This is a genomic window from Campylobacter sp. CH278 (genome assembly GCF_004378845.1).
Classification (GTDB): Bacteria; Campylobacterota; Campylobacteria; order Campylobacterales; family Campylobacteraceae; genus Campylobacter_D; species Campylobacter_D jejuni.
This window is the reverse complement of the sequence record NZ_RYXZ01000008.1, coordinates 66,210-88,444: the sequence shown is the minus strand read 5'-3', so window position 1 is coordinate 88,444 and position 22,235 is coordinate 66,210. Positions and strand designations below refer to the sequence as shown.

Below are 22,235 nucleotides of genomic sequence, written 5' to 3'. Positions count from 1 at the left end.
TTTCCTTATATACTAATATCTAGGCGATGAATGCTTTGTGCGTCTTTAAAATTTGGATCTTTAGACTCATCTTCTTCATTTTTCTCATCATCGCTGGTTTTAGCTTCTTGATTGTGTTTTTTCTTTTTTTCTTCTTGTTCGGCTTTTTCTTTGATCTCTTCTTTGATTTCATGAGTCTCATTGACTTTTTCAAGCTTGTTTAAAGTTTTTTCTTTTTCATTAAATTCAGCCATATTTAGCGTAGCTGCAAAACCTTCTTTTGCAAGCTCATTGCTTGCTTGTGTAGCTGGATAGGCCATATTCTGATTTATATAATTGATATTTCCTAAAGGGCTAACTGGCATTTTAATCCTTTGTGATATTAATACTTTTAAAATTTGTATAATTTACAAACGCCTTTTGCTGAACCTTAACAAAATTTTTTAAGGTATAATCGACCCAATACGAACCTTTCTTTAACTTAGAAAAGCTTACACAAAGCCTTGCAGCAAATTCTATCACATCGAGGCTGATTTTTTGCTTGTTTGATACAATCAAAGTATGTGCGCTAGGAATATCCCTTACATGAAGCCATAAATCATCTTTTTTAGCATTTTTAAGTAAAAATTCATTGCCTTTTTCATTTTTACCCACACAAATTTTAAACTCATTGTAATAAAAATTTGCCACAAGATCTTCTTGTTTATAATCTTGATTTTTTTTGCTATTTTTTTTAGGTAGTAAAATTTCAAGCTCTATCTCACTCTTAGCTTGAAGCAATAATTCTTTCAAACTCAAGGTAAAATCTAACTTTTCTTTTAAATTTTGTCTTTGTATGTTTAAATTTTTAGCTTTTTGTTCTAATTTTTTAGCATTTTTATAATATAAATTAGCGCTTTGCTTAGGACTAAATTCAAGCTTAAATTCAAGCTCTTTGCCTTCAAAATCATCAAGCTTAAATTCCCTTTCATAATCTTTTAAAACACTCAAATTTGCAAACAATACATCAGCCCTTTTTCTGTATTCTAAAGCTTTTAAGAGTAAAGAATTTTCTTCATCTAAACTAGAAAAAAGTTCTTGTAAATTTTGTATTTTTTTATCCACTTGTGCAAGTTTTAAATTTTTTATTTGTTTGATTTTACTCTCATAAATGCTTGTAAATTTGCGAGAAAAATAATCTGCAAAATCTTGAATTTCCTCAAAATTTTCATCCATTTTATAAGGCTTTAAAGGCTCTAAAATCACATTAGGTTTTACAACACGATAACTTTTATCAATGTGCCTTAAAGCCTCTATGATCAAATCTTTTTCATCTGTAAGAATAACATTGGTATTTTTACCCGTAAATTCAAAATAAATTTTGCTCTCATAGCTTTTATAAGCCTTATTAGCTTTTACACTAAAACATAAAATACGATTGCCTTCAAGGACTTTAACTTCCTTTATAAAAGCATTGCTAAAATACTTTTTAAGCATAAAATCAAAAGGTGCATTATAATTTTTTGCATTAAATTTAGCTGTATAAATCGCACTCATTGCACGAGTGAGATCAAAAATAAATCTTTCTCTATCAAAGCTTAATTCCAAAATATTGTCATTGATACGCTTGATAAAATCGATTTTTTTAAACTGAGAAAAAAAAGTTTGCAATTGTAAAAGTTCTGTGTATTTCATAAAAGAAATTATAAAATATTTTGGCGAATTTGTGGTAGAATTACATTAAAAAAGGAAATTTGTGCAGCTTAATGAGCTAAATTGCGTGATTTTATGTGGTGGCAAATCTAGTCGTATGGGACAAGATAAAAGCAAATTGATTCTTAAAAATCAAAATTTAACTCAATTTCAAGTAGAGAAATTTTCTAAAATTTTTAAAAATGTCTATGTGAGTGCGAAAGAAGACAAATTTGAAAACCATTTTAGCTTGATAAAAGATTCTTTAGAATTTGAAGTTTACTCTCCTATGCTTGCGCTTTACTCTATACTTTCAAATTTTAAAAATGAATTTGTTTTTGTTTTAAGTGTGGATAGTCCTAAAGTAGGTGAAAATGAGCTTTTAAAAATGCTTCCTTTTTTAGAGCAAAACTATAAAATAATCATAGCCAAAACTCCTTTGCATAAACATCCCTTATGCGGCTTTTATCACAGCTCTTTAGCTCAAACTTGTAAAAATTTCTTAGAAAAAAATGAACAAAAAATAGGACTTTTATTTTCTGAGATTAAAACCAAATTTGTAGAATTTGAAGATGAAGATGCTTTTTTAAATCTTAATTTTTATGAAGAATATGAAAAATTTAAAAGCGAGTTAAGATGAGAAAAATTGCTTTATTTTTAAGCTTATGTGTTTTTATATGGGCTAGTGATTTACAACAAGCTTTAGAGTATGAAAAACAAGGCGATTATAAAAAAGCTATGGAAATTTACAAAAAACTCGCTTTAAAAAATTCATCTGTTTTGATTTCTCAAGAACAAAATAACTCAAGCCAAGCAACACAAACGCAAAATTCTATCACTATAAAAAAAGAAGAAAAACAAGACTTTTCTCGCTTAGCTTTGGCTAATTATCTTGGTGAAAATGAAAGCTTTAATCCCCTTGGCATTAGCTCTTATAAGATGAATTATTTTTTACCTTTTACTTATAGTTTTAATTCTTTAGGAGTAAATAATAATAAGAGTGAGGCAAAATTCCAACTTAGTGTTAAAAAAAGACTTTTTGAAAATTTACTAGGACTAGATGAAAAATATTATATAGCCTATACTCAAACTTCTTGGTGGCAAATTTATGAGCATTCTTCTCCTTTTAGAGAAACCAACTATCAACCAGAATTTTTTATAGATTTTCCTTTGTATCTTAAAGATTATGAATTTTTTAACAATCTACGCATAGGTATATTGCATGAAAGCAATGGCAAGGGAGATGAGAATTTACAATCTCGCTCATGGAATAGAATTTATGTATCTACGGCTATTTTATATAATAAATTTTTATTTGTTCCACGCCTTTGGTATAGAATTCCTGAAAGCAAAAAAGATGATGACAATCCTGCCATCTTGCATTATATGGGAAATTTTGATGTGAATTTAGCGTATTTGGGCGATGATTATTTTATCAATCTTATGCTAAGAAACAATCTTAAATTCCACGATAACAAAGGTGCTATACAGGTTGATCTAGGATATGATATTTTTAATAACGGAATTTATTGGTATTTACAATACTTTAATGGCTATGGAGAAAGCCTTATAGACTATAACAAACACTTGCAAAGACTTTCCACTGGATTTTTGATTTCTTACTAAAATATCCTTTGTAGTTTTATCATTTCTTAAAACAAATTTCATTACAATTTCATTTTTGATAATTATTATTACTATAAGGAAAGATTTGTTTTTTAAGCATATATTGAGTTTAAAAGTGCTTATAGCTTTACTTTTATTTTTTGGAATGATAAGTTTATTTATAGGAGTTATCAGTATCAATGTAAAAGATATTCTTAATCTTAACTCCACTCAACTAGAAATCATAACTCTCACAAGAATTCCTAGACTTATAGCAATTTTACTCACAGGAATGAGTCTTAGTATATGCGGGCTTATCATGCAACAACTCACGCAAAATAAATTCGTTTCCCCAACTACAGCAGGGACCATGGATTGTGCTAAATTTGGCATACTTATTTCTTTAATATTTTTTGCTGGAGCGTCTTTTTTCACTCAAGCTATCATTGCTTCTATATTTGCACTTTTGGGTTCTTTTATATTTATCCAAATTTTAAGAAAAATCAAACTCAAAGATGTGATTTTTGTACCTTTGATAGGCTTGATGTTTGGAGGCATTATTAGTGCTATAACTACTTTTTTTGCCTATGCTTTAAATTATATACAAAATATCCAAGGCTGGTTACAAGGTAGTATGGCAAATGTTATGCAGGGAAATTATGAATTGCTCTACATTTCTTTACCACTTTTTATACTTGCTTATTTTTTGGCTCATAAAATTACCATAGTTGGCATGGGCGAAGATATAGCTTTAAATCTTGGAATTTCTTATAATGGGATATTATTTTTAGGCTTGATGATTGTAAGCATTATCACTAGTTTAGTGATTGTAAGCGTTGGGATTATCCCTTTTTTAGGATTAATTATCCCAAATTTAGTAGCTCTTTATCTAGGTGATAATCTTAGAAAAAATCTTATCTATATAGCACTTTGTGGAGCTTTGTTTTTACTTGTTTGCGATATCATTTCAAGACTTGTCATCTTTCCTTTTGAAATGCCTTTAAGTATCACTACAGGTGTTTTAGGATCTTTAATCTTTATCTTTCTTTTGCTAAAAAGGAAAGTTTATGCGTAAAAAAATGCTGATTTTAAGCTTTTTAACACTTGGTATGATAGGGATTTTTATACTTGTGGGTTTAAATGGCTTTGATGAGTATGCTTTAAAAAGTCGTTTTTTACAAATTGCAGCTATTATTATAGTGGCTATTTGCATCGCTGTTTCAACAGTGATTTTTCAAACTTTATGCAATAACAAAATTCTAACCCCTGCCATCATAGGATTAGATTCTTTATATATGTTACTTCAAAGTGCTCTTATCTTTTCTTTTGGTGCAGCTAATTTAAGTGTTTATAAAAACGATATCAATTTTTTAATCACTCTAGTTTGTATGGTGGTTTTTTCACTAGGACTTTATAAAATTTTATTTAGTAGCGATAGAAGTATTTATCTTATAATGCTTTTAGGCTTAGTTTTTGGAACACTTTTTAGCACTTTAAGCTCTTTTTTTGAAGTATTAATCGATCCTGATGAATTCATGGTAATACAAGGAAGAATGTTTGCTAGTTTTGATAATATTGCTTTTGATGTTTTAATTCTTGCTTATATCATTAGCTTTTTAAGTTTTATATGGATTTTTCGCTATATGAAATTTTTAGATCCTTTAAATTTAGGCAAAGATTTAGCGATAAATTTAGGGATAAATTATCAAAAAATTTCAAAACAATTGATGATTATCATAGCTATTTTAACTTCTATTAGCACCACACTTGTAGGTCCTATAACCTTTTTGGGGCTTTTGGTGGTAAATATCACTTATGAGCTATTTAAAACTGCAAAGCATAGTATTTTACTAAGTGCTTGCATACTCATTAGCATTTTAGCTTTGCTTGGAGGGGTGTTTTTTGTCTCTAGAGTTTTTGATTATAATGCCACTATAAGCGTGGTTATTAATTTCTTAGGTGGGATATATTTTATCTATCTTGTATTAAAGGGTAATAAATTATGATTAAACTAAAAAATATCACCAAATTTTATGATAATAAAGCCATTATTTCAGATCTTAGCCTTGATTTTCATAAAGGCAAAATCACTTCTATAATAGGAGCCAATGGCGCTGGAAAATCCACTCTTTTAGCTCTAGCAAGTCGTTTAATAAAACCTAGTAGTGGAGAAATTTATATCGATGGAATGAATTTAAAAGACTATAAAGAGCAAATCTTAGCACAAAAAATTTCCATTCTCAAACAACAAAACAATATCAATTTAAGATTAAAAGTTGAAGAATTGGTCGCTTTTGGGCGTTTTCCACATTCTCAAGGAAGACTTAATGCAAACGATAAAATCAAAATCAATGAAGCTTTAGAATACATGGGACTTAGCAACTTAAGAAATGAATTTTTAGATACATTAAGCGGCGGACAAAAACAAAGAGCTTTTATAGCCATGATCATCGCTCAAGATACTGAATTTATAATGTTTGATGAACCTTTAAACAATCTTGATATGAAGCATAGTGTACAAATCATGCAACTAATGAAAAATTTAGTCAAAGACTTTAACAAAAGTATAGCTGTTGTATTACATGATATTAATTTTGCTTCGATTTATTCTGATGAAATCATAGCCTTAAAAGATGGGAAGCTTTTAAAACAAGGCTCAAAAGATGAAATCATCAATCAAGAAAATTTAAAACAAATTTATGATATGGATATACCTGTAAGTCAAATTGATGGTAAGAAAATTTGTATTTATTTTTAAAAAGGAGAAAATATGAAAAAATCTTTAGTTTTTGCATTTTTTGCATTTTTTTTAAGTCTAATCTTAACAGCTTGTAATTCAAATTCAAATGAAAACAACGCAAGTTCTACAACAAAAACCAACACTGCTACAGTGAAAGTTTTGCCTATTAGCATGAGTGATGAGGGTGATAGTTTTTTAGTGAAGGATAGTCTAGGAGAAAATAAAATCCCTAAAAATCCTTCTAAGGTAGTGATCTTAGATCTTGGAATTTTAGATACTTTTGATGCTTTAAAATTAAACGATAAAGTCGCGGGCGTTCCTGCTAAAAATTTACCAAAATACCTACAACAATTTAAAAACAAACCTAGTGTAGGTGGAGTACAACAAGTTGATTTTGAAGCCATTAATGCTTTAAAACCTGATCTTATCATCATTTCTGGACGCCAAAGTAAATTTTATGACAAATTAAAAGAAATAGCTCCAACTTTATTTGTAGGTCTTGATAATACAAATTTTTTAAGCTCTTTTGAAAACAATGTCTTAAGCGTTGCAAAACTTTATGGTTTAGAAAAAGAAGCTTTGGAAAAAATTTCAGATATTAAAAATGAAATTGAAAAAGCCAAAAGTATAGTTGATGAAGACAAAAAAGCTCTTATCATTCTTACAAATTCTAACAAAATTTCAGCCTTTGGTCCTCAATCTCGCTTTGGGATTATTCACGATGTTTTGGGGATTAATGCAGTAGATGAGAATATAAAAGTAGGCACTCACGGCAAAAGTATCAACTCTGAATTTATATTAGAAAAAAATCCTGATTATATTTTTGTTGTTGATAGAAATGTCATCGTAGGCAACAAAGAACGTGCTCAAGGCATACTCGATAATGCACTTGTCGCTAAAACCAAAGCAGCACAAAACAAAAAAATCATCTATCTTGATCCAGAATACTGGTATTTAGCAAGTGGAAATGGACTAGAGTCTTTAAAAACTATGATTTTAGAAATCAAAAACGCTGTAAAATAATACAACCTCGCAAGGGCTAGTCTCTTGCTTTAATACTTAATAAAATATTTGGGATTTTCAAGAAAGTTTTAGTGGCGGACAGAGAGGGATTTGAACCTTTTTTTAAATAAAAAATGTTTTTATGTTATAATAAATATTTAAAAAGGAGTAACAAATGAACTTAGAATTTTCAAAAGAAACTCAACATTTTTTAACCAATTATTGTAAAGATAACAATTTAAGTGAAAAAGAAGTTTTAGAACTTGCTTTAAGTTATTTAGAACATAAAATAAGAATTGATGGTTATAAAAAGGATATAGAACTTTACAAGCAAGATAAATTAAAGACTTTAGATTTTGATGAAACTTTTAATGATATTAGAAAAGATTTAGAATAAATGAAAATTGTTCCAACTCCTAAATTTAAAAATGAGCTTAGGCATATTGTTAATTTTATAAAATTAGATAGTTCTTTTTATGCTAAAGAATTTCTTAATGATATTAATTCAATTTGTAAAAATCTTTCTTTTATGCCTTATAAAAATAGAAAATCTTTGTCTTTTGATAATGAAAATATAAGAGATTTGATTTTTAAAGGTTATATTATCCCTTATCTTATCGATAAAAGTAAAAATGAAATTGTGATTTTAGGCATATATAAAAGTAATCTTTGGGATTGATTTTATATTTTATTTTTTTAGAATTCTTACTTCCATATTAGCATTCTTTTTCATCTAATTTCTTAAATAATTCCAAAATATCTTATTTTCTAATGGATTATTTTCCAATTTTAGAATAATATTTATTTATTATAGTTCTAGATTATTCTTTTTTTCAAATATATAATGTTGATATATAAATACTTGGAATTTTCAAGAAAGTTTTAGTGGCGGACAGAGAGGGATTTGAACCCTCGAGACCCGTTAAGATCTGCACCCTTAGCAGGGGTGTGGTTTCAGCCGCTCACCCATCTGTCCAATAAAGTAAAGTGTGATTATACAAAAAAATAAATAATACCTAGCTTAAAAAGCTAAGAAAAATCAAAGGCTAAGATAAGCCAAAAGCAAAGTTACAACAACCCCTACTCCAAGAACTGCAAATTGTTTACTTCTATCTTTTTTATTTGCAAACAAAGTAATCATAAGCCCTGAAATATAAAGCATAAATAAAGTAATACCAAAACCTACGCTAAGCACAGAAAAATACCAAGCACCCTTATCTTTATGAAGCATAATCATATCTCCAAGTAAAGATCTTGTTTTTAAGGTAATATTGTATTCATTAGTAGAATTTTGAGTTATATTAGCACTATAATGAGTTCCACCTATTGTTATACCTTTATCTTTACTTTTAATTATATTTGTATTAGATGGTACTTTTAAACCATTTGTTTTTAAAAACTCTATTAAAGCTTCTCTTTCTTTACCACTTTCTATAACTTTTGACAATTGATACTGTTCAACTTTTAAGCCCACATCTTGATTAATACCAAAAATATATGCTATACCCGTTAAAGCAAAAAGCAAAGCGCAAGGCAAGAAGAACAAACTAAGATAGATATGAACCTGTCTAAACAATTTATTTTTATTGATCATTTTAACTCCTTTTTGATTATCAAAATTTGTGATATTTTGACAAAACAAAGTGAAGCAAAAGTGAATTTTAAATAAAAAGTTTATATTTTTTAAAATAAAAAAAGAAAAAGCCCCATGATTTATAGGGCTTAAGAATTATTTTTTATCAATCACTTGATAATTATAAGGAGCAAGCTCTTTATCATGCTCTAAAAGTTCTTTTGGAGGATTACCATTAACATCTTTTTCATCTGCATAGTAACGCTCTCCAGCTTTATGATTATTAACATCTACTTTATAATAAAGCTCTCCTGGATTAAATTTTTGAATATCTTCAAAACCTAAATTTGAAGTTTTAAAATCTTTAATTCCATTTGCCGCTGCAATTTCTACAAGTTTAGCTTGTCCCATTCTTGCCATATCAACAGCTTGCAATAACATTCTTGAAGCTTCACGAGGATTATGGAAACCAGTTGAGTTTTCAGCATTAACAAAATCTGCTCTCATTTGGGCTTTACGATGAAGTTCTAAAACTTCTTTTAACTCTTCGCTAATTTTTTTCGCATCAGCTTTTCCATCGCTTTGGAATTTTTCCATATTACCTAGTTCATCGCGTAGTTTTTTAGTATCCATAATCAAACTAACAATTGCATACTCTGCAGTTCTTTGATCATGTGCAACGCTGTTTTGTATGTCAAGCACTTGAGCTTTTAAATAATCTTCACTTTGTTTATGACAAGACTTACAAGCAGAGTTAATATCTCTTAAAGGAGAAGTGATGTTGTGTTGAGTAACCTTTTTAGCTCCTTCTCTAACATAAGGCATATGACAATCCACGCAACTTACCCCATTTGCAGCATGCACACCGCCACTATAAAGTTCGCTTTCTGGGTGTTGAATTTTAATAATTTGCGCCCCTGTTAATTTATGAGTAAAATCAGCTCCAAATACTCCACGAACTTTATCATAATAATCATCTAGCATTTCAATTCTAAATGGTTGTCCTTTTTTCCACTCACTCCAAGGAAAAGTTAAAACTATACCATCAGTTTCAATCTCTTTAGCTTTATTACCATCTCTCCAAAACTCATACTCATCATAATTTTTCTGAGTTCCATTCCACCATTTTTTAGAACTATCATCTACAATAGTTTCACCCATTACTTTTACTTTTTCCCCTGTTGGTTTAAAATAGTATTCAACATGGCATTGAGAGCAAACTAAAGTTCTCATTTCTTCTCTTGTAGCTTTTACGCCTTGTACTGGATCTTTTTCATATCCTCTAGAAACTAAAGCATTAATAGCTGCTGGACGAGTAAGTCTTAAACTCATATCATTTGGATTGTGACAATCTGCACAAGTTACACCCATTCTTTTACCACCATGTGGGCCTGCATGTTCAGGTGAATTTTCTACTATACCATCAACAGCTGGGATATTTTTAATCATAGTCCAATAATTTGTAGAGTTAAAAGCAGTAAAATCTCCTTTAGCAACATTTTTTATAAGCCATGGAGTCCATCCACTATGACAATTCATACAAGCTGCAGGTTGACCTTTAAAAGCAGCAAGTCCATGGGCATTAAGAAAATCTTTGTTGTTTCTTGCTGTTTTCATTTGATCTACTTGAACCCAAAAATGCCCTCTTTCTTCATTGAAATCAAGACTAAAAGGATATCCTGCCCAAAGTATGGTTAATTGAGGAAAGCGAATCAATTTTGAATAAGCTAAATTACCACCAAATTCAGTAGCCTTAGGCTCTTCTTTTTCAACCGTTAAATACATTTTTAGTTGCTCTGGAAAAACCTTACCCCATTTTTCAAAATTTGGATCATCATCGCTAAGCAAAGAAAAATCAGCATTTGCTGCAATGGCATTTTTATTTGCTTCATCTTCTTTTTTTTGATTAATATCATTATTTAGCCATAAAACTCCCGCTATAAGTAAAACCAAAACGACAATACCTAAGCGTAAAATATTTTTTTTCATTCATCTTCTCCTTATTAAATTCCGTGTTTATGTCCAACATCTTTATGACAAGAAGCACAATTTAATGACTTGTCTGCATGTGGATTTGTTGTAGCATTGATAGCTGTTTGAGCAAAATCTGCATGACAGCGTATGCAGTTTTCTTGCACCATTTTTCTGCTTTTTTCAGTCGCGCTCAAATTTGTAGGCAACTCATCAAGTTTAAAAGTAAAAGCATAAGCATGCCCTAAACCACTTTGAGCCTTAGCTATCCACTTAGCTACAAAATTATGTGGCAAATGGCAATCCACGCAAGTTGCTCTTGGTTCGCCTTTGACTTTTTGAGAATGCGGCCCTGCCATGTATTCGTTATAAACTTCATTCATAATATGGCAGTTATTACAAGATTCACTTGCATTGCTTAAATAAGATGTGCCCTTAGCGTTATAAAAGGTATAAAACCCAACCGCAAAGAAAACAAAAAGCAAAACAAGAAAAATAGTAAAAAGATTCGAAGTTTTCTTCAAAATTTTCCTCCTTAAAATTATCATTTCTTAAAATCTTCAATGAAACAACAATGTCACAGAATTTCCCAGAAATAAATTTTGTGATTCTAACATAGATGAATTTAATATAATTTTAAAGATATATTTACTCTTAATTAACCTAAAAAATTTAAAACTTTTATTCAATAATTTCAAAATAAATGATAAAATACAACTAAAAAAGGAAAAATTAATGCAAACAAGTCCTGATATGTTTATCAATCGCGAACTTTCTTGGCTTCGCTTTAATTCTCGTGTTTTAGACCAATGTTCTAAAAATTTACCTTTGTTAGAAAAATTAAAATTTATAGCTATATATTGCACTAATTTAGATGAATTTTATATGATACGCGTCGCAGGCTTAAAACAACTTTTTTCAGCTGGAGTTAATGCAAGCAGTAGCGATGAAATGACCCCGTTACAACAATTAAAAGCCATACGCAAATACTTACATCAAGAAAAAGAGCTTTTGGAGCGTTATTTTAATGAAATCACAAGTGAATTAGAAAAAGAAAATCTTTTCATAAAACATTATGAAAATTTAGATGAAAATTTAAAACAAAAATGTGATGAGTATTTTTTCTCTAATATTTTTCCTGTTATTGTTCCAATAGCTGTTGATGCTACTCACCCTTTTCCGCATTTAAACAACTTATCTTTTTCACTAGCGGTTAAAATTTGCGATAAAGCGCATCCTGAACTTGTAAAATTTGGAATGATTAGAATTCCAAGAGTTTTACCTCGTTTTTATGAAGTAAGTGCAAATATTTATGTTCCTATAGAAAGTATAGTCCATCAACACGCAGAAGAAATTTTTCCAGGCTATAAACTCTTAGCTTCAGCAGCATTTAGAGTGACTAGAAATGCAGATATGGTAATAGAAGAAGAAGAAGCTGATGATTTTATGATGATTTTAGAACAAGGCTTGAAGCTTCGCAGAAAAGGAGCTTTTGTAAGATTACAAATTCAAAAAGATGCAGATGAACAAATCGTAGAATTTCTTAATACTCACATGAAAATTTTTCATAAAGATGTTTATGAATATTCTATTTTACTCAATCTCCCTAGCCTTTGGCAAATCGCAGGAAATAAAACCTTTACGCATCTTTTAAGCCCACTTTACACGCCTAAAACTTTACCACCTTTTGATGAGAATTTATCTATTTTTGATGCTGTAGAAAAAGAAGATATACTCATCATACAACCTTTTGAAAGTTTTGATCCAGTTTATAAATTTATCAAAGAAGCAAGCAAAGATCCTGAAGTAATTTCCATAAGAATGACACTTTATAGAGTTGAAAAAAATTCCAATATAGTTCAAGCTTTAATTGATGCTGCAAGCGATGGAAAACAAGTAACTGTGATGGTAGAATTAAAAGCACGCTTTGATGAAGAAAATAATCTTCATTGGGCGAAAGCTTTAGAAAATGCCGGAGCTCATGTTATTTATGGCATTACAGGTTTTAAAGTCCACGCTAAGGTTTCTCAAGTCATACGCAAACAAGGAGATAAACTTAAATTTTATATGCATTTAAGCACAGGAAATTATAATGCAAGCAGTGCTAAAATCTATACTGATGTGAGTTATTTTACAAGCAAAGCAGAATTTGCAAGAGATACGACAAGCTTTTTTCACATCTTATCGGGCTTTAGTAAAAATCGTCGCCTTCAAACTCTTTCAATGAGCCCAAATCAAATCAAAGAAAAAGTTTTAGAAATGATACACATTGAAATAAGCAAGAAAAATGAAGGTGTGATTGTAGCTAAAATGAATTCTCTTGTGGATAGTGATATCATACAAGCGCTTTATGAAGCAAGTATGGAAGGAGTGCAAATCGATCTTATTATACGCGGAATTTGTTGCTTAAAACCTGATGAAGAATACAGCAAAAACATACGCGTTAGAAGCATCATAGGAAAATACTTAGAACATGCTAGAGTATTTTATTTTAAACATAGTGAGCCAAATTATTTTATATCGAGTGCAGATTGGATGCCAAGAAATTTAGAGCGTCGCTTAGAACTTATGACTCCTATATATGATGAAAGAAGCAAAGCTAAATTAGCTCAATTTTTACGCTTGCAACTTAGCGATAATGTTTTAGCTTATGAGCTTAAAAACAATGGAGAGTATGAAAAAATTCCTTCTTCTGAAAAAATCATAGATTCTCAACAAACCTTAGAAGAATATGTAAGTAAAATTTATAAAACACTTAAAAAAGATACAGATCAAAGTCGTGCAACGCACTTAGCTTCCAAACTTTTCAAAGAAAACTAAAAGTTTTTAGGGTTTTTACTCTAAAGACTTATTTACTTGTTTGTTATAAAAAAGGGCTTTAAGATAAAGCCCTAGGAGATTTCCCATAGAAATAAACAATCATTTCTAAACTATAAAAAGATTTAGAAATGATTTTTAAGATTAAAATTTATACTTAAGTCCTACTTGACCACTTAAGTAAGTTTCATTTTTATTATCTACTTTACCTGCTAGTATTTGTTTAGCACCAAAGCCAAGATTCATACTGAGTTGATTTGTAAAATCTACATTACCCCCTACGATAATTTGTCCATAAGTTTTTTTCTTGTTGTTGGCTTCTACACTAGTAAAGAAAGCATTATTTACAGCTAGGTTAGCTGTGTAAATCACCATTATTGATAACAAATTGTTCTATTTTTGGAGTTACAAAAATATAAGAGTTTTCATTCATATATTTTCTAAATTCGGCACCCACTTCAACACTTACAGAATTGTTTTTCATAGAATCAATTTTTTTAGCAATAGCACCATTTTCTGTATGTGATGGAGTATAACTAAAATAATAATTTACTCCTGCAAAAGGTTTGATAAATAAAGTATTATCACTAAGATCAAACACATGGCCTGCATTAGCGCTAAGTCCTAAGAATTTGCTTGTATAATCTGAGTTATATGCACCATCTAATTGAACATTGTCTTGTTTAGTTGGAGAAACTTGAGCATAAGCTTTAAGATTAAGTTCCCATTGTGGAGCTACATTGATAGTAGAATACATACCTAATTGGAAGTTATCGCTTTTTTGTTCTAAATTATTGTCTTTGATTTTAGCGTTTGCATAAGTAAAATAAGCACCCCATAAAACATCATCATTAGCTTGTTTATCTACACCTATAGTAGCACCATACATTGCACCACTATCTCCATCGATAATGTTAGCACCACCAAAAGCATTAGCCCAAACACTATTGGTATATTCATTTACATAGCTTGGTCTCATATCACTATCTAAAGCAGCAAATTTAAGACCATTCATTTTAGAAGCATAAGTTCCAAAAGGATTGTTTAGCATTGCTACACGAGAACCTATAGAAACATCATTAGAAATATTCATAGTGGTATTAACTGCACTAGAAGCTGAATTGAGATTAGATACAGATTTACCTGTATTGTCTGTGTCTTTTTTGATTTGTAGGGCTAGTTTTACACCTTCTCTACTTGCTAAATCTGCTCCTATACTTCCTAATTGTTCTGTGATAGAACGAAGTACTAGGATAGAAGCTTTATCATTAGCACTAAGATTTAAATTTGAATTTTTATTTACTAAATCAACGTATTTTTCATCATCGATTTTACCGCCGTTTTTCTCAGCTTCTTGTTTGAGTTGTTCAAGTTCAGTTTTTTGTTTTTCAAGGGCTTCTTTGGCTTGCTCATTATCTAAACCATCTATGATTCTAGTGATAGCTTCAAGATCTACTGCGATTTGATTAGTTAAATTTTTAGCCGCTGCAGTAGCACCTCCATTAATCACTAAGCATTTATCACCACCACAGTTTTTAAGGCTAAGTTTATAATCCACAAAGGCACCTCCATACTTCTTATCATCTGTAACATCAAGATAAGCAGCATAATCATCGCCATTTAGCAAGTTTTCATTTATATAAGAACTTGCAGTTTTTAAAATCAAAGCTCCTGCGTTAGTGTCTTCATTAAGTGTATCTGTTTTTATGTCTTTTGCTCTTAAAGCAATAAAATCATTTACATCTAAATTAGAATAAGATTGAGATAAAAATCCAAGACCTGTTTCTTTAAGCGTTGCTGTTCCATTGACCTTAAAAGTATCGCTTTTCATTAAAACAATAGCACTATTTGTTGTGCTAAAGTCTCCATTTACAGTTAAGCTGCCATTTACAGTATCGTTAGTATTTTCTCTGCTACCATTAAAAATTAACAAAGATGAAGCTTTATTTTTATCTATATTGCCAAGATCAAAATCTTTACCTGAACCTTCCATTGTAAAATTAGCATTAATAATTCCTGCATTAAAATAACTAAGTCCTATATCAGTAGTTTTAAAATTTTTCGCATCTACATTGAAATTTTTTACTAAAGCAGCTGTTTTGCCTTGATAATCCATTTGGTTTTTCAAAGTTAAAGAATTATTGCCTAAATCAATGTTGATTTTAGTATCTTCAGGGGCATCATCAAAAGCTGAAGTGCTGATATTAAAAGTTACATCTTGCTTGTTTTTATAATTTTCATTTTTAAAAGTAGCAACATTGTCTTTTTCATTAATGTCAAAGTGTGTATTTAAATCACTATCACTGTTAAAAGTAATCTCTGCTGCAAAAGCACCTGAATAAAGCAAAGTTTGCTACACCTAAGCTTAGCAATATCTTGCTCGAAGCATTTTTCTTCATAAGTTTCTCCTTCAATAAATTTAAACTGAAGGAAAAATTATACCCCCCCCCTAAAAATAAGCTTAAAAATAAAACTATAAATTTTTAATGAAAAATTATAAAACTTAATATATCAAAGTTTTAAGGGTAATAAATCGATCTTAACTTCATATAAAAAATTCTAAAAATTTGAAATAAACTTATGATTTACTTAAAATTAGCATGATGGTGGAAGCGAGGGGAATCGAACCCCTGTCCAAAAATAATCCCACAAAGACCTCTACATGCTTAGCAAAGATGACTACTTCACCCTACTTCGCTCATCTTCCAAAACTCAAAAGCAAGGCTAAGACTTTATTTCACCTCAACGCTTGTCAAACGCAAGGCTACACTATCAAAAATGACCGAAAATTAAGCTAGATAGTATGACTTAAATTTCAGGCTCAACTGAACTTACGCAGCTTTAGCGTAAGCAGGAGCGAATTTAACGTTGTTTGCGTTTAATTTTATTTGGGCTTTTTACGCTTTGCCCAAAGCGACATGCCATCTAAGCAGACTTACTCCTGTCGAAGCCAAGTCGCTCCCTTATTTAGAAATAATATTTGGAACATTAACAATTAAAGGATTAAAAACCGCTAAAACAGAATCATCATTTTCATATGAACGACAATATTTTTCAAATTGATCACTCATCAAAAGCATCCAATCCGTAAATTCATCACTAGCAGGCCCATTAAAGCGATTTGCTTGCGCCATCATCTCTTCACAAAATACACAAAAATCAGTCACTTCTTCAAGATTTAAGCGTCTTGCTGCCCAAGCGGTATTGTGTGCTAAAGTTTCAAGCTCTTTTATGGCTTCTTTATAACGCACGCTATCGCTTCCAAGCTTGATGATTAAAGGTTCAAACCTATCGCACATGGTTCTAAAAAATTGTAAAAATTTTTCTATATCGTCAATTTCATAATCTAATTCTAATTTTGTTAAAATTCCCATTTTTAAACCATAATCATTAAAGTTTAATGTAAATTCTAGCAAATTTTAGCTAAAATCTTATTTTAATTTTTCCAAAATATAAGCAAAGATATGGATAGAATAGTAGAAATAGAAAAATACTCCTTTGATGAAACTTACGAAACTTCATTGCGTCCTTCAAATTTTGATGGTTATATAGGTCAAGAAAGCATTAAAAAAAATTTAAATGTCTTTATAGCTGCAGCTAAAAAACGCAATGAATGTTTAGATCATATACTTTTTAGTGGTCCTGCAGGACTTGGAAAAACAACACTAGCTAATATCATCTCCTATGAAATGGGTGCAAATATCAAAACAACCGCCGCTCCTATGATAGAAAAAAGCGGAGATTTAGCCGCTATTTTAACCAATCTTAGCGAAGGAGATATACTTTTTATCGATGAAATTCATCGCTTAAGTCCTACTATCGAAGAAGTGCTTTACCCTGCAATGGAGGATTACCGCCTTGATATTATCATAGGTAGTGGTCCAGCTGCTCAAACCATAAAAATCGATTTACCAAAATTTACTCTTATAGGGGCTACAACACGTGCAGGTATGCTTAGCAATCCTTTGCGCGATCGTTTTGGTATGCAATTTAGATTAGAATTTTACAAAGATAGCGAACTTGCCCTCATCTTGCAAAAAGCAGCTTTAAAACTTAATAAAACTTGCGAAGAAAAAGCCGCACTTGAGATTGCCAAAAGAAGTCGTTCAACTCCTAGAATAGCTCTAAGGCTTTTAAAAAGAGTTAGAGATTTTGCCGATGTTAATGATGAAGAGATTATCACAGAAGAAAGAGCTAATGAGGCCTTAAATTCTTTAGGAGTTAATGATCTTGGTTTTGATGCGATGGATTTAAGATATCTTGAACTTTTAACCGCTGCTAAGCAAAAACCTATCGGACTTGCAAGTATTGCTGCGGCTTTAAGTGAAGATGAAAATACCATAGAAGATGTAATTGAGCCTTATTTACTAGCTAATGGCTATATAGAACGCACTGCAAAAGGGCGTATAGCAAGTGCAAAAAGTTATAGTGCTTTAAAACTAAACTATGAAAAAACTTTATTTGAGGAGTAAATTTTGCAAAATGGAAAATTCTTTCTTATAAGCTTTATTTTAGTCATTTTATTTCTTTTGCTTTACCTTTTTAAAGGTTTTTTACTTGTAATTATCATAGCTAGTTTAATGGCGGTAGCTACCTCAAATATCAATGCGAAATTTTTAAATCTTACTAAAGGGCATAAATTTTTAGCTTCCATTCTTACAACAACTTGTATGGTTTTGCTTTTCTTTGCACCTTTTGTTTATGCTATGATAGAACTTGCCAAAGCTTTAAAAAATTTTGATATTAATTTAGTCACACAAACACTTGATTATGTCAAAAACTATCAATTTACTTTGCCTGAAAGCTTTAATTTTTTAGAACCTAAAATCAAAGAATTTTTAGCTTCTATAGATTTAAATAGCATTTCCAAACAAATTCTAAGTTATGCTTCAAGTTTTACAAAATCAGGAGCTAAATTTCTTATAGATATGGTTTTAATTTGTGTGTTTTATTTCTTTGCAAATCTATATGGAACAGAACTTGTTATCTATCTTAAATCCATCATTCCTATTGATAAAAAAGAACTCGATGATGTTTTAAGCGAAGTGGGTAATGTTATGGCTGTTGTGCTTTACTCTATGGTAATTGTAGCAATATTTCAAGGTGCACTTTTTGGTTTAATCACAATGTTTTATGGTTATGATGGAATTTTAATGGGAGTAATTTTTGCTGTAAGTTCTCTCATACCTGCTATAGGAGGAGCTTTAATTTATGTGCCTGTAAGTCTTTATGAATTTGCCTCAAACAATCTTAACTCAGCTCTTGTTATTTTTATTTATTCTGTAATTGTAATTTCTTTTATAGCAGATACTTTAATCAAGCCTTTAATCATCAAATGGATCAACAAAAAACTTGTAAAAACCCCTACTAAAATCAACGAACTTTTAATTTTCTTGGCTATGATAGCAGGAATTTCAACCTTTGGTTTTTGGGGTATTATACTAGGTCCTGCGATTTTAACTTTTTTTGTATCAACTTTAAGAATGTACGTGATTTTAAAAGATAAGAATTTAATTTAACTTGCCTTAAAAAAGGCAAGTTTTATGTTCTAGGCTTTTGGACCTATCATTTTAGTAGGATCAACAAATTTATTGAAATCTTCTTCGCTAACCAAACCAAGCTCCATTGCACTTTCTTTTAAAGAAATACCTTTTTTATGGGCATTTTTGGCTACTTTAGCAGCGTTTTCATAACCTATGTGTGGATTTAGAGCGGTAACTAGCATTAAAGAATTATGAAGATTATGATCGATTTTTGCACGATTTGGTTCTATGCCTACAGCACAATGGATATTGAATGAATGCATAGAATCAGCCAACAAATCAAGACTTTGCAAGAAATTATAAATAATCACAGGCTTAAACACATTAAGTTCAAAATTTCCTTGACTTGCTGCAAATCCAATAGCTGCATCATTTCCCATCACTTGTACAGCAACCATAGTAACAGCTTCGCACTGGGTAGGATTTACCTTACCTGGCATAATCGAACTTCCTGGCTCATTTTCAGGGATGATAAGCTCACCAAGACCGCATCTTGGGCCTGAAGCTAACCATCTTATATCATTTGCAATTTTCATTAAATTTGCAGCCAAACCTTTCATCGCTCCATGAGTAAAATTGATCGCATCATGACTTGTTAAAGCATGAAATTTATTTGGACTTGAAACAAATTTCGTACCTATAAGTTGAGTTAGTTCTTCACTTACTTTTTGGCTTAATTCTGGATGCGCATTAAGCCCTGTTCCTACTGCGGTTCCTCCTATGGCAAGTTCTCTTAAAGTTGGTAAAGAAGCGATGATTTGCTCTTTTGAATGCAAAAGCATAGAAAGATATCCACTAAATTCTTGTGCTAGAGTAAGTGGCGTAGCATCTTGTAAATGCGTGCGTCCTATCTTGATAATACCATCAAATTCTTTTACTTTTTTTTCAAAAGTTGCAATAAGCTCATCAAGCGCAGGGATAAGCTTTTTCTCTACTTGCTCAACCGCAACGATACTCATAGCAGTTGGAAAAGTATCATTTGAACTTTGACTCATATTAACATGATCATTTGGATGTACAAGCTTTTCTTTGCGAAAATCTCCGCCCATGATTTCAGTGGCACGATTTGCAATAACTTCATTCATATTCATATTGCTTTGCGTGCCTGAACCTGTTTGCCAAATCGCAAGTGGAAAATTATCATCAAATTTACCTGCGATAATCTCATCGCAAGCTTGAACTATAGCATTTTTCTTAGCATCATCAAGTTTGCCAAGTTTGTTATTGACTAAAGCTAAAGATTTTTTAAGATTTGCAAAAGCATAGATTAAAACCTTTGGCATTTTCTCACAACCGATTTTGAAATTTTCAAAACTTCTTTCAGTTTGAGCTCCCCAATATTTGTCATTTGGGACCTTAACTTCACCCATGGTATCGTGTTCAACTCTGTATTCCATAGTGTTTCCTTTCTAGAAATATTGTTAGAATTATTTAAACAAAAATAAGCATAAAGTTAGCTTATAATTTAAAATTTATTTATATTTTTTTTTGAAGTATTTGAAAGTTATGTGCAGTTTATTTAAACTGCACGGATTATTCGACTGTTACGCTTTTAGCCAAATTTCTTGGCATATCCACATCATTACCAAGTCTTATGGAAATTTCCATCGCTAAAAGTTGAGTAATTACCATCATTTCAAAAAATTCACACATATAGTGATCTTGCTCATTGGTTTTTATAAAATCATCACTTAAATCAAATTCTAAAGGTGAAATGCTAAGTACTGTAGAATCCCTAGCAATAAGCTCTTCAACATTTGATTTTGTTTTTTCATAAAGCATGTGCTTTGGCATTAAAGCTATAGTATAAAGCTTAGAATCAGCCAAAGCAATAGGACCATGTTTCATCTCTCCTGCAGGATAACCCTCAGCGTGAAGATAAGATAATTCTTTAAGTTTCAAAGCTCCTTCTAAAGCCAAAGGATAAAACACATCTCTGCCTATAAAGAAAAAGCCATGTCCATCTAAATAACGCTTGGATAAACGATGAATTTTTTCATGTAAAGCCTGTTTTACACTCACGCAATTTGGAGTATGCAAAAGTGCTTTAATTTCAGCAGAAACATTTAAATTTCTTTTTTGTGCCATAAAAATAGCAAGCATCCAAAGGGTTAAAACTTGAGTCGCAAAAGCTTTAGTTGAAGCAACTCCTTTTTCTATACCCGCGCGAGTTAAAAGACTTAGGTGTGCTAATCGCACTATATTAGAATTATCCACATTGCAAATTGCAAAAGTCTTAGCATCCTGCTCTTTTGCAATCTTTAAAGCCTCTAAAGTGTCTGCTGTTTCTCCACTTTGAGAAATAACGATAAATAAAGAATCTTTTTTTATAATTGCTTCACGGTAGCGAAATTCACTTGCAATTTCTACTTTAGCTTTAACTTTAGCAATTCTTTCAAACAAATAAGCACTTGCCATTGCAGCATGATAGCTTGTTCCACAAGCACAAAGCGTGATTTCATCTACTTGACTTAAATCTTCATTATTTAGCTCATCAAAAACGACTTCATCGCCTTGAATACGTCCCATTAACACTTCACTCATCACACGACTTTGTTCATAAATTTCTTTTTCCATAAAAAAACGAAAGCCGTCTTTTTTTGCATAAGCCTTATCGCCTGAAAGCTTAGAAAAACAAAGTGATTTTAAAACATCATTTTCATAAACGACAAGCTCATCTTTACTCGCGTATCCCAAGCTTAAATCTTCAAGATACATTACCTCATCACAACTTCCTATCAAAGGTGCATCACCTGAAGAAAAATACCATTCTTTATTTGCATTTTTACCGATAATCAAAGGGGCAGCATTTTTTGCAAAATACACATGATTGGGATCTTTTTTTGTTACTAACAAAGTAGCAAAAGCACCGCGAAGTTCTTTGATGGTTTTTTGCCAAGCTTCAAAAACTCCCAAATTTCTTGCATAAAATTCAAAAAGCTGGACAATAACTTCAGTATCTGTTTGACTTAAAAAACTCACGCCTTCTTTTTCAAGTTTATCTTTAATTTCTTTATAATTTTCTATAATACCATTGTGAATCACACAAGAATACTGTCCTAAATGAGGATGTGCGTTGATTTCAGTAGGCTTACCATGAGTTGCCCATCTTGTATGACCTATAGCAAAACCATAACCTTGACTTTCAAAATCTGTGCATTTATTCGCCAAATTTTCAAGTTTTCCTACAGCTTTAAAAAAACTAAGCTCTCCTTCTTGCATCACTGCCATACCCGCACTATCATAGCCACGATATTCTAATTCTTTAAGTCCATTTAGTATAATTTGTTTTTTTTCATTATTTCCTATATAGCCTACGATTCCACACATTTTT

At 30.8% G+C, this 22,235-nt stretch carries 19 protein-coding genes, 1 tRNA gene, 1 other RNA gene and 1 pseudogene; 11 read left to right on the top strand and 11 right to left on the bottom strand.

The genetic code is table 11. The features are described from left to right. Positions 1 to 5: 5 nt before the first annotated feature. Together ELQ04_RS07415 and ELQ04_RS07410 are read right to left on the bottom strand one after the other, a co-directional pair. Positions 6 to 344: a hypothetical protein gene (locus tag ELQ04_RS07415; protein WP_002852397.1), complete on the bottom strand. Its 339-nt coding sequence runs from the start codon at positions 342 to 344 to the stop codon at positions 6 to 8. Position 345: 1 nt separating this feature from the next. Then, on the bottom strand, positions 346 to 1,653 hold the full coding sequence (locus tag ELQ04_RS07410) for an NFACT family protein (RefSeq protein ID WP_004316936.1): 1,308 nt from the start codon (positions 1,651 to 1,653) through the stop codon (positions 346 to 348). Positions 1,654 to 1,714: 61 nt separating this feature from the next. On the opposite strand from ELQ04_RS07410, the gene ELQ04_RS07405 reads away from it, so the two are divergent. The 8 genes from ELQ04_RS07405 (at position 1,715) to ELQ04_RS07370 (ending at position 7,676) form a co-directional block, all read left to right on the top strand. Continuing rightward, entirely contained in the window at positions 1,715 to 2,290 is a 576-nt protein-coding gene (locus ELQ04_RS07405; RefSeq protein ID WP_002866768.1) for a molybdenum cofactor guanylyltransferase, read from the top strand. Continuing rightward, positions 2,287 to 3,276 carry a phospholipase A gene (locus ELQ04_RS07400; RefSeq protein WP_002938651.1) on the top strand — a complete coding sequence of 330 codons (990 nt, stop codon included), beginning with the start codon at positions 2,287 to 2,289 and terminating at the stop codon, positions 3,274 to 3,276. Before ELQ04_RS07405 ends, ELQ04_RS07400 begins: the two co-directional genes overlap by 4 nt. Before the next feature lie 85 nt (positions 3,277 to 3,361). Further along, positions 3,362 to 4,330 (top strand): ABC transporter permease, encoded by a 969-nt coding sequence (locus ELQ04_RS07395; protein WP_002865440.1) that lies wholly within the window; start codon positions 3,362 to 3,364, stop codon positions 4,328 to 4,330. Further along, a complete protein-coding gene (locus tag ELQ04_RS07390) occupies positions 4,323 to 5,261 on the top strand; it encodes an iron chelate uptake ABC transporter family permease subunit (protein WP_002938648.1) in 939 nt (312 codons plus the stop codon). Before ELQ04_RS07395 ends, ELQ04_RS07390 begins: the two co-directional genes overlap by 8 nt. After that, entirely contained in the window at positions 5,258 to 6,013 is a 756-nt protein-coding gene (locus ELQ04_RS07385) for an ABC transporter ATP-binding protein (protein WP_002871403.1), read from the top strand. The genes ELQ04_RS07390 and ELQ04_RS07385 overlap by 4 nt, the downstream gene beginning before the upstream one ends. Before the next feature lie 12 nt (positions 6,014 to 6,025). Next, entirely contained in the window at positions 6,026 to 7,018 is a 993-nt protein-coding gene (ceuB, locus tag ELQ04_RS07380; protein WP_002938643.1) for an enterochelin ABC transporter substrate-binding protein CeuB, read from the top strand. Between the two features lie 154 nt (positions 7,019 to 7,172). Then, positions 7,173 to 7,394 carry a hypothetical protein gene (locus ELQ04_RS07375; protein ID WP_002853781.1) on the top strand — a complete coding sequence of 74 codons (222 nt, stop codon included), beginning with the start codon at positions 7,173 to 7,175 and terminating at the stop codon, positions 7,392 to 7,394. Then, positions 7,395 to 7,676 (top strand): type II toxin-antitoxin system RelE/ParE family toxin, encoded by a 282-nt coding sequence (locus ELQ04_RS07370; protein ID WP_002866775.1) that lies wholly within the window; start codon positions 7,395 to 7,397, stop codon positions 7,674 to 7,676. A gap of 207 nt (positions 7,677 to 7,883) precedes the next feature. Here the strand turns inward: ELQ04_RS07370 and ELQ04_RS07365 are convergent. From ELQ04_RS07365 to nrfH, 4 genes are all read right to left on the bottom strand, one after another. After that, positions 7,884 to 7,973: transfer RNA gene (locus tag ELQ04_RS07365), tRNA-Ser, on the bottom strand. A gap of 63 nt (positions 7,974 to 8,036) precedes the next feature. Next, complete coding sequence (locus ELQ04_RS07360; RefSeq protein WP_002936331.1) at positions 8,037 to 8,591, bottom strand: membrane protein; 555 nt, start codon at positions 8,589 to 8,591, stop codon at positions 8,037 to 8,039. Between the two features lie 135 nt (positions 8,592 to 8,726). Beyond that, positions 8,727 to 10,559 carry an ammonia-forming cytochrome c nitrite reductase subunit c552 gene (locus tag ELQ04_RS07355; RefSeq protein WP_002936333.1) on the bottom strand — a complete coding sequence of 611 codons (1,833 nt, stop codon included), beginning with the start codon at positions 10,557 to 10,559 and terminating at the stop codon, positions 8,727 to 8,729. A 14-nt stretch (positions 10,560 to 10,573) separates the two neighbouring features. Continuing rightward, positions 10,574 to 11,089 (bottom strand): cytochrome c nitrite reductase small subunit, encoded by a 516-nt coding sequence (gene nrfH, locus ELQ04_RS07350; RefSeq protein WP_010891930.1) that lies wholly within the window; start codon positions 11,087 to 11,089, stop codon positions 10,574 to 10,576. A 163-nt stretch (positions 11,090 to 11,252) separates the two neighbouring features. Between nrfH and ELQ04_RS07345 the strand changes: the two genes are divergently transcribed. Next, positions 11,253 to 13,361, top strand: coding sequence for an RNA degradosome polyphosphate kinase (locus ELQ04_RS07345; RefSeq protein WP_224379063.1), 2,109 nt, complete (start codon positions 11,253 to 11,255; stop codon positions 13,359 to 13,361). A 141-nt stretch (positions 13,362 to 13,502) separates the two neighbouring features. Here ELQ04_RS07345 and capC read toward each other — a convergent pair. The 3 genes and pseudogenes from capC to ELQ04_RS07325 form a co-directional block, all read right to left on the bottom strand. Beyond that, positions 13,503 to 15,757 (bottom strand): annotated as a pseudogene (gene capC, locus ELQ04_RS08705) (autotransporter adhesin CapC). 205 nt (positions 15,758 to 15,962) lie between these two features. Next, positions 15,963 to 16,321, bottom strand: a transfer-messenger RNA (tmRNA) gene (gene ssrA / locus ELQ04_RS07330). Then, complete coding sequence (locus ELQ04_RS07325) at positions 16,322 to 16,732, bottom strand: hypothetical protein (protein WP_002783915.1); 411 nt, start codon at positions 16,730 to 16,732, stop codon at positions 16,322 to 16,324. Positions 16,733 to 16,822: 90 nt separating this feature from the next. Here ELQ04_RS07325 and ruvB point away from each other — a divergent pair, with 90 nt between their 5' ends. Together ruvB and ELQ04_RS07315 are read left to right on the top strand one after the other, a co-directional pair. After that, a complete protein-coding gene (gene ruvB / locus ELQ04_RS07320) occupies positions 16,823 to 17,830 on the top strand; it encodes a Holliday junction branch migration DNA helicase RuvB (RefSeq protein WP_134224488.1) in 1,008 nt (335 codons plus the stop codon). Positions 17,831 to 17,833: 3 nt separating this feature from the next. Continuing rightward, the gene (locus ELQ04_RS07315; protein ID WP_002862038.1) at positions 17,834 to 18,877 is read left to right on the top strand and encodes an AI-2E family transporter; all 1,044 of its coding nucleotides are present in this window, start codon (positions 17,834 to 17,836) and stop codon (positions 18,875 to 18,877) included. Between the two features lie 29 nt (positions 18,878 to 18,906). On the opposite strand, the gene fumC is transcribed toward ELQ04_RS07315, so the two are convergent. Beyond that, the gene (fumC, locus tag ELQ04_RS07310) at positions 18,907 to 20,298 is read right to left on the bottom strand and encodes a class II fumarate hydratase (protein WP_002854099.1); all 1,392 of its coding nucleotides are present in this window, start codon (positions 20,296 to 20,298) and stop codon (positions 18,907 to 18,909) included. A 136-nt stretch (positions 20,299 to 20,434) separates the two neighbouring features. Continuing rightward, positions 20,435 to 22,231: a glutamine--fructose-6-phosphate transaminase (isomerizing) gene (glmS, locus tag ELQ04_RS07305; protein ID WP_002936337.1), complete on the bottom strand. Its 1,797-nt coding sequence runs from the start codon at positions 22,229 to 22,231 to the stop codon at positions 20,435 to 20,437. Positions 22,232 to 22,235: the final 4 nt, after the last annotated feature.

Excerpts from the sequence above, each read along its gene's own strand:
- ELQ04_RS07415 (WP_002852397.1), bottom strand. The coding sequence starts at position 344 with ATGCCAGTTAGCCCTTTAGGAAATATCAATTATATAAATCAGAATATG.
- ELQ04_RS07410 (WP_004316936.1), bottom strand. The coding sequence starts at position 1,653 with ATGAAATACACAGAACTTTTACAATTGCAAACTTTTTTTTCTCAGTTT.
- ELQ04_RS07400 (WP_002938651.1), top strand. The coding sequence starts at position 2,287 with ATGAGAAAAATTGCTTTATTTTTAAGCTTATGTGTTTTTATATGGGCT.
- ELQ04_RS07390 (WP_002938648.1), top strand. The coding sequence starts at position 4,323 with ATGCGTAAAAAAATGCTGATTTTAAGCTTTTTAACACTTGGTATGATA.
- ELQ04_RS07385 (WP_002871403.1), top strand. The coding sequence starts at position 5,258 with ATGATTAAACTAAAAAATATCACCAAATTTTATGATAATAAAGCCATT.
- ceuB (WP_002938643.1), top strand. The coding sequence starts at position 6,026 with ATGAAAAAATCTTTAGTTTTTGCATTTTTTGCATTTTTTTTAAGTCTA.
- ELQ04_RS07375 (WP_002853781.1), top strand. The coding sequence starts at position 7,173 with ATGAACTTAGAATTTTCAAAAGAAACTCAACATTTTTTAACCAATTAT.
- ELQ04_RS07370 (WP_002866775.1), top strand. The coding sequence starts at position 7,395 with ATGAAAATTGTTCCAACTCCTAAATTTAAAAATGAGCTTAGGCATATT.
- ELQ04_RS07360 (WP_002936331.1), bottom strand. The coding sequence starts at position 8,591 with ATGATCAATAAAAATAAATTGTTTAGACAGGTTCATATCTATCTTAGT.
- ELQ04_RS07355 (WP_002936333.1), bottom strand. The coding sequence starts at position 10,559 with ATGAAAAAAAATATTTTACGCTTAGGTATTGTCGTTTTGGTTTTACTT.
- nrfH (WP_010891930.1), bottom strand. The coding sequence starts at position 11,089 with ATGATAATTTTAAGGAGGAAAATTTTGAAGAAAACTTCGAATCTTTTT.
- ELQ04_RS07325 (WP_002783915.1), bottom strand. The coding sequence starts at position 16,732 with ATGGGAATTTTAACAAAATTAGAATTAGATTATGAAATTGACGATATA.
- ruvB (WP_134224488.1), top strand. The coding sequence starts at position 16,823 with ATGGATAGAATAGTAGAAATAGAAAAATACTCCTTTGATGAAACTTAC.
- fumC (WP_002854099.1), bottom strand. The coding sequence starts at position 20,298 with ATGGAATACAGAGTTGAACACGATACCATGGGTGAAGTTAAGGTCCCA.
- glmS (WP_002936337.1), bottom strand. The coding sequence starts at position 22,231 with ATGTGTGGAATCGTAGGCTATATAGGAAATAATGAAAAAAAACAAATT.